Below are 13,542 nucleotides of genomic sequence, written 5' to 3' on the forward strand. Positions count from 1 at the left end.
ATGCGACCTCAGGCAGCCCTGCGCGCCCAGCGCACGCGGTAGTGGATCAGTGTGTCCGAGGTCAGCAGCGTGAACAGCAGCAGGCCCTGGAAGACGCCGGTGATGGACTTGGGCAAGCCCAGGCGAGACTGCGCCAGTTCGCCGCCGATGTAGAACATGCTCATCAACAGGCCCGAGCCCACGATGCCCACCGGGTGCAGGCGCCCCACGAAGGCCACGATGATGGCTGCGAAGCCGTAGCCCGCGGGCACATGCGGCGTCAGTTGGCCCAGCGGCCCGGCCGCCTCCAGCGCCCCGGCAAGGCCCGCCATGCCGCCGGACAGCAGCAGCGCGGTCCACAGCGCCCGGCGCGAGGAGAAGCCCGCATAGCGCGCCGCCGCCGGCGCGAGGCCACCGACCTGCAGCGCATAGCCCGCATAGCTGCGGAACATCAGCAGCCAGAAGCCCGCCACTGCGCCCAGGGCCACCAGCACGCCGATGTTGACCCGCCAGCCGCTGAACAGCCGCGGGATCTTGGTGGCCGCCGCGAAGGTGATGGTCTGCGGGAAGTTATAGCCGTTGGGGTCTTTCCAGGGGCCGTAGACCAGGTAGCCCAGCAGCAGGTCGGCGACATAGACCAGCATGAGGCTCACCAGGATCTCGTTGGCATTGAAGCGGTCGCGCAGCATGGCCGTGATCGCCGCCCAGGCCATGCCGCCCAGCACGCCGGCCAGCAGGACCAGCACGACGATGCCGCGGCCCGTCTGCGCATCGGCCTGCATCGCGACCCAGCCCGCCGCCAGCGCGCCGACGATGAACTGCCCCTCCGCGCCGATGTTCCAGACGTTGGACCGGAAGCACAGGGCCAGGCCCAGGGCGATCAGGATCAGGGGCGTGGCCTTGAGGCCCAGCTCGCTCCAGGCATAGGCGCTGCGGATGGGCTCCCAGAAGAACATCTGCAGGCCGCGCAGCGGGTCCTTACCCAGGGCGAGGAAGAGCAGCACGCCCAGCAGGGTGGTCAGCGCCAAGGCCATCAGCGGTGAGGCCAGGGCCATCAGGCGCGAGGGCTCGGGGCGGGTCTCAAGCCGCAGCATGGGACGCCTCCTTGCTCGTTTCGGCGTTGTCCCACAGGCCGGACATCCAGGCCCCAATGCGCTCCACCGTGGCCTCGGCCACCGACAGGCTGGGCGAGAGGCGGCCCTGCGCCATCACCACCAGGCGGTCACTGATCTCGAACAATTCGTCCAACTCCTCGCTGAAGACCAGGAGCGCGCAGCCGGCGTCGCGCAGCTTGAGCAGCTCGCCCCGGATCTGGGCCGCCGCCCCCACGTCCACACCCCAGGTGGGCTGTGCGATGAGCAGCAGCTTGGGGGCTGCATCGATCTCGCGGCCCACGATGAACTTCTGGAGATTGCCCCCCGAGAGGCTGCGGGCCGCTGCCCCCGAGCCGCCGCAGCGCACGCCGAAGCGAGCAATGAGCTCCTCGGCCAGGCGTCGGGCCTGGGCCTTGTGGAGCCAACCGCCGGCCTTCACGGCCTCGGTGCGGGTCAGCAGGATGTTGTCGGCCAGGGAGAGGCTGGGCACGGCACCGCGCCCAAGACGTTCCTCAGGCACGAAATGCAGGCCCAGCTTGCGGCGCTTGCGGCAGCTGGCCTGGGCGATGTCGCCATCGAAAAGGCGGATGCTGCCGCGGGGCGCGCGCGGATCCTCGCCCGAAAGCGCGGCCAGCAGCTCCTGCTGGCCATTGCCGCTGACACCGGCCACGCCCAGGATCTCGCCCGCGCGCAGCTCGAAGGCCAGGCCGCGCAGGGTGGTGCCGAAGGGGTTGTCCGTGGCCAGGTCCAGGCCCTGTACGCGCAGCACCGGCGCGCCCGTCTGACGCTGGCCGGCCTGCAGCCGCGGCGGCTCGCTGCCGATCATGAGGCGGGACAGCGCGGCGTTGTCCACCGTGCGCGGGTCCAACTCGCCCGTGACCTTGCCGCCGCGCAGCACCGTGCAGTGCTGGCACAGAGCGCGGATCTCGTCGAGCTTGTGGCTGATGTAGAGGATGGCGCAGCCCTCGGCCGCCAGACGGCGCAGCACCTCGAACAGCTTCTGCACGGCCTGAGGTGTGAGCACCGAGGTGGGCTCGTCCAGGATCAGGAGGCTGGGGTTCGTCAGCAGGGCCCGCACGATCTCCACCCGCTGGCGCTCGCCCACCGACAGCGTGTGCACCGGGCGCTCCGGGTCCACCTCCAGCCCATAGGCGGCGGACAGCTCGCGGATGCGCTGCCGCACCTCGGCCAGGCTCAGGCACTTGTCCAAGCCCAGCCAGACGTTCTCGGCGGCACTGAGCGTGTCGAACAGCGAAAAATGCTGGTAGACCATGCTGATGCCGAGTGTCCGGGCCTGCGCAGGGCTGCGCACCTGCACGGCCTGCCCGTTCCACAGCAGGCGGCCTTCGTCGGGCTGCACAGCGCCGTAGATGATCTTCATCAGCGTGGACTTGCCCGCGCCGTTCTCCCCCAGCACGGCCTGGATCTGGCCGGGCATCACCCGCAGCGAGACGCCATCATTGGCCTTGACGGCCGGGTACTGCTTGCTGATGCCTTGGAGTTCGAGTCGGGGGACGGGTTCAGCCATGACGATCAGCAAGACTTCTGCGTTTCAAGGGTGGGACAAGGTATCCGGACGCCGATGCCGCACCACGCCGGCCACATAGGCAGCCGCCAGATTGCGCTCATCGGACAGCGTCATCCAGGCAAAGACCTTCTCGTGCAGTTCGCGGGCCACCGCGAAGCGCGCCTCGGCCACCGGGCCGCAGGCCCAGTCCCAGATGCAGACGTCGGCCAGTGTACCCACGCCCAAGTGCCCGATCTCATGCGAGAGCCCCAAGCCTTGCGCCGCGCCAAGCGTGGCCGCATGCAGGCCGGCCCAGGCCGTCAGGCGGCGGCCGCCCAGGGCCTGCACCTTGTAGGCGTCGCCCAGGGTGCGCTGGGTGGACAGCGAGGTGCCGCCGCCCACGTCCGAAGCCACGCTGACGGCAAAGCCGGCCTCTCGCGCGGCCACCCAGTCGAAGAGCCCGCTGCCCAGGAAGAGGTTGGACGAGGGGCAGAAGGCCAGCTGCGCCTCCCGCTGCGCCAGCAGGGCGCGGTCCTGCGCATCCAGCCAGATACCATGGGCCAGCACGGCGCGCTCGTGCAGCAGGCCGACGCGGTCGTAGACATCCAGGTAGCTGCGGGCTTCCGGGAACAGCCGGGCCACCCATTGGACCTCGGCCCGGTTTTCGGCCACATGGGTCTGCATGTACAGCGAGGCGTCCTGCCGGCAGAGGTCACCGGCCATGGCCAGTTGGGCCGGCGTGCTGGTCGGGGCGAAGCGCACGGTGACGGCATAGCCCAGGCGGTCCTGGCCGTGGAAGCGGCTGATGAGATCCTCGCAGTCGCGCCGGGCCTGGTCCACATCGTCGCGCAGGCCATCCGGGGCGTGGCGGTCCATCAGCACCTTGCCGGTCAGCAGGCGCATGCCGCGCTGGCGGCCAGCCTCGAAGAGCGTCTCGGCCGACACCTTGTGCACCGTGGGGAAGACCATGGCCGAGGTCGTGCCATGGGCCAGCAGGGCGTCCAGAAAGCGCTCGGCGCCGGCCCGGGCCACGATGGGGTCGGCATAGCGCTGCTCGGCGGGGAAGGTGTAGGTGTTGAGCCAGTCCAGCAGTTCGGCGCCGTAGCTGGCGATGACGTCCAGCTGCGGGCAGTGGACATGGGTATCGATGAAGCCGGGCAGGATCAGGCGGCCGCGGTGGTCCTCACGGGTCCAGCAGGCGTCGGGATCCTCGGCCTGGGCGCCGATGATGCGGCCGCCCTCGATCAGCAGCCAGTGATCCGGGCGGAAGCGCACGGCGGGGTCGTCCAGCACGCCCCAGGCGGGCGTGCCGGTGAAATCCAGGAGGTCGCCGCGCAGGGCGAGGCGGGAGGGGGCAGTCACGTTCTCTTTCGTCATGGGGTTCAAGCGCGCGGGGCCGTTCGCACGAGTTCGCGGGCGAGCTCGCGCACCTGCTCGCGCAGCCAGCGATGCGCAGGCGCCGCATGGCCCAGCTCATGCCAGAGCTGGTAGTAGTTCAAGGGCGGGAAAGGCACGGGGCAGCGCAGGATCTTCACCGGCAGCTGGTCCACGAAGCGGCTGCAGAACTGGCGACCCGTCGTCAACACCAGCAGGCTGTGAGCCACCATCAGCGGCAGTTGGCCGAAATGGGCGCTGCGCACGGCGACGCAGCGGCTCAGGCCCAGGCTGGCAAGGTGCTGGTCCACAAAGCCCGGCTGGTTCGCGGCGAAGGGCATGGGCGCGAGATGCTGGCAGTCGAGGTAGCGTTCCAGCGTCCAGCTTCGCGCAGGAGCCCGTGCCATGGGGTGGTCCTGGCTCATCAGCACCACCAGCTCGTCGCTGAAGAGGCGGCCCAGGTGCAGCTCCTCGGGAGGCTCGGGCCAGTTGCCGATGACGAGATCCACCTCGCCGCGGGCCAGGGCGGCGCGGTAATCAAAATCCGCGGACAGGGCCTGCAGGTCCAGTTGCACGCCCGGGGCCTCGCGCTGCAGGCGGGCCACCAGCCCGGGCAGGAAGACGGGGTCGAGGTAGTCGCTGGCGGCAATGCGGAAGCGCTGCCGGGCAGTGGCCGGCTCAAAGGCCTGCAGGCGCTGGCGCGGGCTGAAGATGCGTTGCGCCTCCAGCAGCAGGCGCGCGGCCGGCTCCTGCAGCGCCAGGGCCGTGGGCGTGGGCGCCATGCCCTGGCCGCTGCGCACCAGCAGCGGATCGCCCGTGAGCGCACGCAGACGCCGCAACTGGCCGGAGACGGCCGGTTGCGAGCTGCCGAGCCGCAGGGCGGCCCGGGAAACGCTGCGTTCGCTGATCAATGTATGCAGGACCCGGATGAGCTGAAGCTCGATCTTGGCCAGTGCCGCCGCTTCCGCCATATTCGCCCACTGATATCCACTATCGGATTGAGCATATCTCTTCCGCGCAGTCGCGCGCGTAAGGTGCGAAGCTGGAACAGGATTCTCATGAACACACGCCCCATCCGCTTCTTCTTCCGCGGCCAGATCCAGGAGGTGCGCGAGCAGCCCCCCACGACCACCGTGCTGCGTTGGCTACGTGAGTCTGCCGATGCTTGCGGCAGCAAGGAAGGCTGCGCCGAAGGCGACTGCGGCGCCTGCACGGTACTGCTTGGCGAGCTCGATGACCAGGACCGCCTGCAGCTGCGCAACATCAATGCCTGCATCCAGTTCCTGCCCATGCTGGACGGCAAGGCGCTCTTCACCGTCGAGGACCTGGGCTCCTCGCGCCAGCTCAATCCTGTGCAACAGGCCCTGGTTGACTATCACGGCTCGCAATGCGGCTTCTGCACGCCGGGCTTCGCCATGAGCCTGCAGGCCCTTTATGAATCGCACCAGGCGGCCGGAACACGCCCCAGCCGCCAGCAGCTGGCCGATGGCCTGGCAGGCAATCTGTGCCGCTGCACGGGCTACCGCCCCATCCTGGACGCGGGCGAGCAGATGTTCGAGCCGCCCGCCCAGCGCCTCGACACCGCCCCTGCCGCGGCCGCACTGCGCCGGCTGCGCGAGGACGCACCGCTGGCCTATGAGTCCCACGATCCCGCCCAGCAGGCGCCCCGCCAGTTCCATGCCCCTCGCAGCCTGGATGCCCTGGCCGCGCTTCTTCAGCAATGGCCGCAGGCGCGCCTGGTGGCGGGCGCGACCGACATCGGCCTGTGGGTCAACAAGCAGCATCGCGACGTGGGCATGCTGATCAGCACCCTGAGCGTGGCTGCCCTGCGCGAGCTGCGTGCCGAGCCCTGGCCTGATGGCCAGCCCGGCTTGTGGATCGGTGCGGCCGTTTCGCTGGAAGATGCCTGGTCCGCGCTGGTGGAGCAGGTTCCCGCCCTGCGCGAACTGTGGCTGCGCTTCGCATCGCCTCCGGTGCGCCACGCAGGCACGCTAGGAGGCAACATTGCCAACGGCTCACCCATCGGTGACGGCGCCCCGGCCCTGATCGCACTGGGTGCCGAGATCGTGCTGCGCCTGGGCGCCGCGCAACGCCGCCTCCCGCTGCAGGACTTCTACCTCGACTACATGAAGAACGCGCTGCAGCCGGGCGAGTTTGTCGAGGCCCTGCATCTGCCCCTTCCGGGCCGTGAGTGGCAGCTCCGCGGCTACAAGATCGCCAAACGCTACGACAGCGACATCTCCGCCGTCTGTGGCGTCTTCGCGCTGCGCCACGAGCACGGGCGCATCCGCGAGGCGCGGCTGGTGTATGGCGGCATGGCGGGCATTGTCAGGAGAGCCCCGCAGGCAGAAGCCGCGCTGCTGGGCCAGACCTGGAACGAAGGCACCCTGCAGGCCGCAGCCAAGGCCCTGACACAGGACTTCCAGCCACTCAGCGACTTGCGTGCCTCGGCGGCCTACCGCATGCAGGTCGCCTGCAACCTGCTGCGGCGCTTCTGGCTAGAGACGCGCAGCGACAGCCCCCTGCCCGCAGCGCGCAGTGGCATCTGGTGGGCCACACAGCTGGGACGCGATGGCCAACAGCCCGTGCCCGGAGCTCAGCCATGAACAAGGCTTGCACCCCCATTGGCGCGGACACACTCACGCCCGCCTCCGTGGTCGGCAGCAGCCGGCCGCATGAATCGGCGGCCCTGCATGTCAGCGGCGAGGCTCGCTACACCGATGATCTGCCCGAGCTGCGCGGCACCCTGCATGCCGCCCTGGGCCTGTCCCCCGTGGCCCACGGGCGCCTGCTGGGCGTGGACCGCGCCGCCCTGCTGGCCCTGCCCGGCGTCGTGGCGGTATTCACCGCCGAGGACATCCCGGGGGAGAACAACTGCGGCCCGCTGCTGCATGACGACCCCATCCTTGCCAACGCCGAGTTGCGCTATCTCGGGCAGCCCGTCTTCGCCGTGATTGCCAGCGACCGGGAGCTGGCGCGGCGCGCGGCAGCCCAGGCCGCGCGCTTCATCCAGTGCGAGGCCCAGCCTGCGCTGCTGACGGCGCTGGACGCCCATGCCGCCGGGCAATACGTCGTGCCTCCCATGCACCTGCAGCGCGGCGATGCGGCGGCGGCTCTGGCTTCTGCGCCGCATCGCTGGCAGGGCGAATGGTCGGTAGGCGGCCAGGAGCAGTTCTACTTGGAAGGCCAGATCAGCTACGCGCTGCCGCAGGAAGACCACGGGCTGCTGCTGCACTGCTCCACCCAGCATCCCTCCGAGATGCAGCAGTTGGTGGCCCACGCATTGGGTTGGGAAAGCCATCGCGTGCAGGTGCAATGCCGGCGCATGGGCGGCGGCTTTGGCGGCAAGGAATCGCAGTCGGCCCTCTTCGCCTGTGTGGCCGCCATTGCGGCGCACCGGCTGCAGCACCCCGTGAAGTTGCGCCTGGACCGCGATGACGACTTTCTCATCACCGGCCGTCGGCATGGCTTCGACTACCGCTGGGACGTGGGCTTCGATGAGACGGGCCGACTGCTGGCCGCCGAGGTCGATCTCATCGCGAACTGCGGCCATTCGGCGGACCTCTCGGCGCCAGTGATGACGCGCGCCCTGTGCCACTTCGACAACGCCTACTGGCTGCCGAACGTGGCCCTGCATGGCTTCTGCGCCCGCACCCACACACAGAGCAACACCGCCTTCCGCGGCTTTGGCGGCCCTCAGGGTGCGCTGGCCATGGAGGTGATCCTGGACGGCATTGCGCGTCGCCTGGGCCTGGATCCGGCCCTGGTCCGGCAGCGCAACTTCTATGCCGATGAAGACGGGCGCAACATCACGCCCTACGGGCAGGTCGTGGAGGACAACCTCCTGCATCCGCTGTGCGAGCAACTGCTGCAGGACTGCGACTATGCCCGTCGTCGCGCCGAGATCGCGGCCTTCAATGCCGACAGCCCCGTGCTCAAGCGCGGCCTGGCTTTCACGCCGCTGAAGTTCGGCATTTCCTTCAACGTCGTCCACCTGAACCAGGCCGGTGCCCTGGTGCATGTCTACACGGACGGCTCGGTGCTCGTGAACCACGGCGGCACAGAGATGGGCCAGGGCCTCAACACCAAGGTGGCGCAGGTGGTGGCCCACACCCTGGGCCTGCCGCTGGCGGCCGTGCGAGCCACCGCGACGGACACCAGCAAGATCGCCAACACCTCGGCCACCGCTGCCTCGACCGGTGCCGACCTCAACGGCAAGGCCGCCCAGGACGCCGCACGGCGCATCCGCCAGCGGCTGGAGCCCCTGGCCGCCGAGATGCTGCAGGCGCCTGTGGAGTCCCTGCTGTGGTCCGAGGGGCTGGTCCGGGTGACCGACCGGCCCGAGACCGCCCTGCCCTTCGTCCAACTGGTGCGGCAGGCCTACCTGCGCCGCATCCAACTGTGGAGCGAGGGTTTCTACGCCACGCCCGGCCTGCACTGGAATCGCGAGACCCTGCAGGGTCGGCCGTTCTTCTACTTCGCCTTCGGCGCGGCCGTGGCCGAGGTGCTGGTGGACACGCTCACGGGCGAATACCGCGTGCTGCGCGCCGATGCCCTGCACGATGTCGGCCAGTCGCTGAACCCGGCGCTGGACATCGGCCAGGTCGAAGGTGCCTTCGTGCAGGGCCAGGGCTGGCTCACCACCGAGGAGCTGCGCTGGCATCCCCAGAGCGGCAAGCTGCTGACCCACGCGCCCAGCACCTACAAGATCCCCACGGCCAACGACATGCCGCTGGATTTCCGGGTGAAGCTCTTCGGGCGGCCCAATGGGGCCGACAGCATCCACCGCTCCAAGGCCGTCGGCGAGCCGCCGCTGCTGCTGCCCTTCGCCGTGCTGCTCGCCCTGCAGGACGCCGTAGCCGGCGTCAATCCGGCGGCTCCGCCTCTGAGGGCCCCAGCCACGGCAGAGCGAGTCCTGCAGGCCCTGCAGGCCTTCTGAACGCGACTGCGATCGCTCGCCACCATGAAAAAACCCCGAGGCCTTGCGGCACTCGGGGTTCGATCTTGAGGTCTTGACCTGCCGCCGGTGCGGCAGGTGTCAGACCATTCAGGCGCGACGACGGCGACCGATCAGGCCAGCGCCGATGGCGGCGATGCCCAGCAGAGCCAGGGAGCCAGGTTCCGGCACCAGGGACGGGGGCAGGCCCAGACCTGCGAAGCCATAGCCGTAGGCCGGAGCGAAGTCGCCGTCAGCCACGCTGTTGCCAGTGGTGTAGGAGTAGGCTTCCACACCGACCGAACCCAGGGCTGCCTTCAGGCCACCCACGGAGCGCGAAGCGCCGATGAAGGTGTTGAAGGAGGTGGACTCACCGGCGTTCAGGGCGCCGAAGCCGAAGACGAAGTAACCGCCCTTGTCACCCACGGAATTCACCACATTGGTGTCGGCCTCTTGGGCGCGGAACACCATGGGATTCGGCACGGCGAAGGGGTTGGTGGAGGTGTGCAGCACCTTGCCGCCAGGGCCCGTGGGCGTGCCGCCGTAGACGGTGGTGTAGTTGCTGCCGAAGTAGCCCGGGGTCACGTCCCAGTCCAGGGTACGGGCGTAACGCACGTCGCTCAGGGAACCGGCCGTGGTGTTGGTCAGCACCACTTCGATCTTGAACAGCGAACCGCCAGCAGCGTACGAGTACTTGTGCGTGACTTGCAGGCCGTTGGACAGCATCACCACGGACTGAGCCGACAGACCGGCGCCGGAAGCGGTGGTGGTGGTGGTCAGAGCCGACACCACACCGGTGCCGCCCATGCCGTACACATAGCCCGAAGCGCCGCCAGCAGCAGCACCCCAGCCTTCGCACAGGCAGCCCGGGGTGATGGCATCGCCGGTGGGGCCGGACAGGCCCACGCCCAGAGCGCCCAGGCCGCCGTTGTCAGCCACGCCCATCTTCAGGATGCCCGTGTCCAGCACCGTCGGAGCAGCTTGTGCTGCGAAGCTGCCTGCCACCAGGGCCAGGCCAGCCAGAACCTTGTATGCCTTCATCTTGTTTCTCCGTAAGTAGATTCGTTACAAGTCCCGCCCGTAACAAAGCCGGGCGGTGACTGCGCAAAGTCTGATGCACATGCCGTGCCAAGTGCGTTTTATTTAGCAAAATCAATAACTTGTAAAATTGTTTCCAAATGATTCAAATCTTTCTGTCAAAGCACCCGACACCCCTACATTGACGGGTAAGGCGTAACTGGCCACATACTGGTATCCAATAGGCCTGCTCATCTGGACGGCAACCATCGGCGCCCGTTACCCAAGACCGGCCGGCCCTGCATTCAGGTGGGAGGACAAATGCGGTCGCTTGGGCTCCAATAGCGGACCATCCCATCCAACCCTCTTCTACTGGCAGGCTTGGACACGCCCTTGCCCGCCCATCGATGCCATGCAATTGCCCCGACCCCATCGCCTCGTCATCGCACTGGCTCTCGCCCTGAGCCTGCCGGCCTTTGCCAATCCGGTGGTCAACGAGACGGCGCACAAGACCCGCCTGGCGCAGCGCGAGGCCGGCGGCCCCCGCCCGTTGGGGGCAGACAGCGCCCTGCTAAGCCAACACGAGGCCGAGGAAGCTTGGCGCAAGGGCAACCAGGCCCTGGACAAGGGCCAGTGGGCCGAGGCCGATGCCGCATTCAACCTGGCCGCCAAATTGGCCCCCAAGGCCTACGAGCCCCTGCTGGGTCTGGCCGACGTGCAGCTGCGCCGCTCCAATGTAGCGGCCGCCGAGAAGCTGGTGCAGAAGGCCCTGGCCCTGGCCCCGCGCTCGGCCGAGGTCCTGACCACCGCCGGGCGGCTGGCCGCCGCGCAAGGCAAGGCGGCCGACGCCGAACGCCAGTTCCAGCAGGCCACCAAGCTTGACACCAAGTACACGCCCGCGCTGCTGGACCTCGGCGAGCTGCAGCTGAGCCAGGGCAAGGCCAAGGAAGCCGCCGCCAGCTTCCGCATGGCCAGCCAGGCTGATCCCCAGCACCCTGCCGCCGCCTTCGGCCTGGGACGCGCCCTGGTGGCGCAACGGGACCTGGCCGGCGCGCTGAAGGCCTTCGAGCAATGCAGCGGGCTCGCCTCCCGCAATCCCCTGCCCCTGCTGGCCAGCGCCGAGATCCATGCCGCTCAGCGCAACTGGGACAAGGCCGTTGAGCTGGCCCGCCAGGCAGAGTCCCTGGACCCCGCCCTGGCGCGCAGCAAGCTGCTGCTGTTGGACCTGCAGGCAGGCGCCGGACGCTGGCCTGCGGCCCAGCAGGACTACGAGCGCTTCGCCGCGCAGAGCAAGGGCGAGGACTCCGCCGCGCTGCATCTCAAGTGGGGTAACCTCATGGAAGCCCAGGGCAAGACCGCCGAGGCCATGGCGGCCTACCGCAAGGCCAGCGAGGCCGACGCCAAGCTGGCGGGCGCCTGGAACAACATGGCCTGGCTGGCCGCCCAGCAGCAAAAGGACCTGGGGTCGGCGCTGGAGTGGGCGCGCAAGGCGGTGGAACTGGAACCGCGCAATTTCGGCTTCCTGGACACCCTGGCCGCCGTACAGCTGGCCAGTGGCGATGCCGAGGCGGCGCTGCGCTCGATCCAGCAGGCCCAGAAGCTGGCTCCACAGTTGCCCTATCTCAAGTACCGCCAGGGCCTGGTCCTTGAGAAGCTGGGCCAGGCAGCCCAGGCGGCCCAGGCCTACCAGGAATCGCTCAAGTCGGGGGCAAAGTTCGACGGCATGGAGGATGCCCGCAAGCGCCTCGCCGCACTGGGCAAGGCGGGCGGCAAGACCTGACCCCGTCGTGGCAGGGGGGGGCCGCCCCCGCACCGGGACTTCAGTGCAGCAGCAGGTCTGCGTCTGAGCTGAGGTCGCCGGCAGCCTGGAGCTTGGCGCGCAGGTAGTCCATGTCAAGGTGGACGTGGGCCACCAGCTCTGGCACCGCGGCATGCAGGGCCTTGACGGGGTCCTCGTGCGACTGCTGGGCGTCGGCCAGCACCTCGGCCATGTGCAGCACCGCGGCCATCAGGGAGAAGGGCCGGATCTCCATCGGGGCGTTGGCATCCCTGAAGGCCTCGACCAAGGCCGTCGGGAAATGCCAGTGCTGCGCCAGGGAAGCCGTCACGTCGGCATGGGTGCAAGCAAAGCGATGCATCTCCAGCGAGAAGCGGCTGCCAGGCTCGGAAGCATGGTTCTCGACGTCGGCCACCTGGACGGGGTCCGACAGGGCCATCATCAGTTGGCCTGTCCGCATCATCAGGCCGGCGAGGTAGGTGGTGTCAGCGTCCAGCTGCAGCATGCGGCCCAGGATGCGCGCATAGCCGGCCGTGGCCAGACTGTGGCGCCAGAACAGGGTTCGGTCCAGGCCCGAGACGGAAGGAAAGGCGCCGCACATGCAGGCCGCCAGGGACAGGTTGCGCAGGCTGTCCATGCCCAGCGTGGCCGCGGCGTCCTGCAGCGTGGAGATGGTGTGCGAGGGGCTGTAGCGCGCCGAGTTGGCCAGGCGCAGCACCTTGGCGGCCAGCGAGGCGTCCTTGGCCACCAGCTCGGCGATCGCGCCCAGGCTGATGCGCTCGTCATCGAAGCTGCGCAGCAGCCTGCTGGCAACCTCGGGCATTGTGGGCAGGAGGTTGTTGTTCGAGAAGAACTTTTCTGCAGCTGCAAGCACGGCGCGCTCCTTCCAGGACAGATGAGGTCTGGGTCAGACTGTCGATCCAGTCTAGATGAGCAGGCCCGACGCAGGTATCGCCGGCACGCCACGCTTTTCAATGCAGACGCAGTGAAAAGTCACGCTTGAAGCGCGCTTGGATGGCGTGAAGGGTGATCGAAGGCGAGAAGCCCGCGGGCAAAAGATGCATGCTGCGGCGCAGCAGCCGCGAGCGGCGGGTGTCGAGGATCAGTCGCCTGCGAGCGCTCGCAGGGCCGGCAGGTCCAGCACGCGCACCTGGTAGCCCTGCACCTCAATCAGGCCCTTGCGATTGAGCTGCCGCATCATGCGCGACAGCGTCTCGGGGGTGATGGCCAGTTGGGCGGCGATGTCCCGCTTGCGCTCCTTCAGCGCGACGCTCCCCTCGCGCTCACTGACAGGCTCGCAGGACTGTAGGAGCCAGGCCGCAAGGCGCCGCTCGGCGTCCTTGTGCATCAGATCGTGAGTGACGCTGGTGAGGCTGTGCACAGTGCCCGCCAGCGCCACCAGCAGCCGCTCCTGCAGCGCCGGCTGGCGCATCAGCAGGCTGCGCAGGGCTTGCAGCGGCAGGCCCACGACGCGGGCATCGTTGACCGCCCGGGCGTCCTGCGCATGCTCGGCACCCAGCCAGGCGCTGGCCAGATCCAGCCACTGCGGGCCGCGCACCGTGCGCTCCAGGTGGAAAGGCTCGTCGGCACGGGCCAGGCCCAGGCCCACCGAGCCGTCCAGCACCGCATACAGCTGCGTGGCAGGCTGCTGCCGGGTGAAGACGAAGCTGCCCGCCGGCACCCATTGCTGCGTGGCCATGCCTTGCAGGGCCTGCAGCTCGGTCATGCTCAGCGCCGGCGTGCCAAGCAGGGGCGTCCAGTCCGAGGGCAGGCACAGCACGGTGCCGGCGTCAAAGCCGGCCGGACGCACGGTGGCGTGGGCGGATTGCAGGCTGCGGCTGTCGAGGGTGTCCACGTG

General features: G+C 68.9%; 10 protein-coding genes. 3 read left to right on the plus strand and 7 right to left on the minus strand.

What is annotated here, in order from left to right; translation table 11 throughout:
- Window positions 1-8 precede the first annotated feature (8 nt).
- The 4 genes from H5407_RS05130 to H5407_RS05145 are packed head-to-tail and all read right to left on the minus strand — an operon-like array spanning window position 9 to window position 4,925.
- Window positions 9-1,073 (minus strand): ABC transporter permease, encoded by a 1,065-nt coding sequence (locus H5407_RS05130; RefSeq protein ID WP_183103353.1) that lies wholly within the window; start codon window positions 1,071-1,073, stop codon window positions 9-11.
- Window positions 1,060-2,601 carry an ABC transporter ATP-binding protein gene (locus H5407_RS05135; protein ID WP_183103354.1) on the minus strand — a complete coding sequence of 514 codons (1,542 nt, stop codon included), beginning with the start codon at window positions 2,599-2,601 and terminating at the stop codon, window positions 1,060-1,062. The genes H5407_RS05130 and H5407_RS05135 overlap by 14 nt, the downstream gene beginning before the upstream one ends.
- 24 nt (window positions 2,602-2,625) lie before the next feature.
- Window positions 2,626-3,957, minus strand: coding sequence for a guanine deaminase (gene guaD, locus H5407_RS05140; protein WP_183103355.1), 1,332 nt, complete (start codon window positions 3,955-3,957; stop codon window positions 2,626-2,628).
- Window positions 3,958-3,962: 5 nt separating this feature from the next.
- Window positions 3,963-4,925, minus strand: a complete 963-nt coding sequence (locus tag H5407_RS05145) for a LysR family transcriptional regulator (RefSeq protein ID WP_183103356.1) — start codon at window positions 4,923-4,925, stop codon at window positions 3,963-3,965.
- 87 nt (window positions 4,926-5,012) lie between these two features.
- On the opposite strand from H5407_RS05145, the gene xdhA reads away from it, so the two are divergent.
- Complete coding sequence (xdhA, locus tag H5407_RS05150; RefSeq protein WP_183103357.1) at window positions 5,013-6,560, plus strand: xanthine dehydrogenase small subunit; 1,548 nt, start codon at window positions 5,013-5,015, stop codon at window positions 6,558-6,560.
- Window positions 6,557-8,893, plus strand: a complete 2,337-nt coding sequence (gene xdhB / locus H5407_RS05155) for a xanthine dehydrogenase molybdopterin binding subunit (RefSeq protein ID WP_183103358.1) — start codon at window positions 6,557-6,559, stop codon at window positions 8,891-8,893. The genes xdhA and xdhB overlap by 4 nt, the downstream gene beginning before the upstream one ends.
- Before the next feature lie 108 nt (window positions 8,894-9,001).
- On the opposite strand, the gene H5407_RS05160 is transcribed toward xdhB, so the two are convergent.
- Entirely contained in the window at window positions 9,002-9,931 is a 930-nt protein-coding gene (locus tag H5407_RS05160; protein WP_183103359.1) for a PEP-CTERM sorting domain-containing protein, read from the minus strand.
- Window positions 9,932-10,319: 388 nt separating this feature from the next.
- On the opposite strand from H5407_RS05160, the gene H5407_RS05165 reads away from it, so the two are divergent.
- On the plus strand, window positions 10,320-11,687 hold the full coding sequence (locus tag H5407_RS05165; RefSeq protein WP_183103360.1) for a tetratricopeptide repeat protein: 1,368 nt from the start codon (window positions 10,320-10,322) through the stop codon (window positions 11,685-11,687).
- A gap of 40 nt (window positions 11,688-11,727) precedes the next feature.
- Here H5407_RS05165 and H5407_RS05170 read toward each other — a convergent pair whose 3' ends face one another.
- Window positions 11,728-12,558, minus strand: coding sequence for an HDOD domain-containing protein (locus tag H5407_RS05170; protein ID WP_183103361.1), 831 nt, complete (start codon window positions 12,556-12,558; stop codon window positions 11,728-11,730).
- Window positions 12,559-12,786: 228 nt separating this feature from the next.
- Window positions 12,787-13,539 carry a Crp/Fnr family transcriptional regulator gene (locus H5407_RS05175; protein ID WP_310737617.1) on the minus strand — a complete coding sequence of 251 codons (753 nt, stop codon included), beginning with the start codon at window positions 13,537-13,539 and terminating at the stop codon, window positions 12,787-12,789.
- Between the last annotated feature and the right edge of the window lie 3 nt (window positions 13,540-13,542).

The sequence above is a fragment of the Mitsuaria sp. WAJ17 genome, assembly GCF_014174515.1.
Lineage (GTDB): Bacteria > Pseudomonadota > Gammaproteobacteria > Burkholderiales > Burkholderiaceae_C > Roseateles_B.